Here is a 1,099-nt window from a genome sequence, read left to right on the forward strand (position 1 = left end):
CCCGAAACCTTGATGCGGCCGGAATGGAGTTCATCGGCCACCGAAAGATAGTCGAACGGGATGGATGGACGAGCGCCGGACTCTTCGCCCTCGATCCCGTCGAGCTTGTCCGAAGCGACGAAGAGGTCGTCGAGCAACGAAGCGAAATCCCGCTTGGCGCCAGTAGCGATGTCAGCCTCCCCCTTGCTCGACTATCCAAGCTTCGGACCATAGAACCGGCTCGTTAAAAATGCATGCCACCGATGTTAACGAATTTAGCCGTTGCCGGGACCAAAGCTGCGGTATCTGCCGTCCCAAAACAAAAAGCCGGACTGCACTTTCACGCAGTCCGGAATTCGCCAGGAGTGGCGAGGAAAAGCCGGCCATGTGCCGGCGTTCAGCCTACGGTGCGCATCGGGAAAAAGTTTCACCCGCTCGCAAAACTATGCTCGGAAAAATCATCAGGACATGGCAGGCATGCAAATGCTGCACTGCACAATTGTCACGATTCACCTATATTAGCAGCCGTGGAGGAATCAACCAGGAGCCTGAACCATGGGTTTCTTCACTGAAATGTTCGCCCGGCCGCGGCCGCAGGAACATCTGAGATACCGCTCGGCACTCGCACTGCTTCATTCGATGAGCAATGCCGACCGCGCCGACATCGGCATCAAGCCCGCCGACTTTCCGCGCATCGCCCGCGAAATGTCCATTCGCTAAACACGTACGCTCGCGAGATGTCCCGGACCCGTCCAGGACATCTCAAAAACCTCAAGTCCTTCAGCGCGCGCCGAGGAACGTCGCCTTGCCCAATGGCACGCCATTGTGACGAAGGATGTCGTAAGCGGTGGTGAGGTGGAAATAGAAGTTGGGCATGGCCACATGCAGGAGATACTGCAGGCCGGGCATCGAGCGTTCGCGCCCGCCAAGCTTCAACTCGATCACCTTGTCATCCGACCCGTCGAACTCGGCGGCTGAAAATGTCGCCAGCAGGTCCAGGGTCTTCGTGATGCGCGCCTGGATATCGGCAAAACTCGCCTCGTTGTCCTCGTAACTCGGCACTTGCCGACCGGCGAGCCGTGACGGCGCACCCTTGGCATGGTCGGTGGCGATCTGCACC

The 1,099-nt window shown here is 58.5% G+C and carries 2 protein-coding genes; one reads left to right on the forward strand and one right to left on the reverse strand.

Annotation, left to right across the window (positions count from 1 at the left end; genetic code table 11):
- The first annotated feature begins 534 nt into the window (after positions 1–534).
- Positions 535–699 (forward strand): hypothetical protein, encoded by a 165-nt coding sequence (locus ACXJ7R_RS33860; RefSeq protein WP_023810361.1) that lies wholly within the window; start codon positions 535–537, stop codon positions 697–699.
- Positions 700–759: 60 nt separating this feature from the next.
- Here ACXJ7R_RS33860 and ACXJ7R_RS33865 read toward each other — a convergent pair.
- A partial coding sequence (locus ACXJ7R_RS33865; protein ID WP_457155594.1) for a DUF1993 domain-containing protein occupies positions 760–1,099 on the reverse strand: 340 nt, incomplete at its 5' end.

This window comes from Mesorhizobium sp. P5_C1 (genome assembly GCF_054049815.1).

Excerpts from the sequence above, each read along its gene's own strand:
- ACXJ7R_RS33860 (WP_023810361.1), top strand. The coding sequence starts at position 535 with ATGGGTTTCTTCACTGAAATGTTCGCCCGGCCGCGGCCGCAGGAACAT.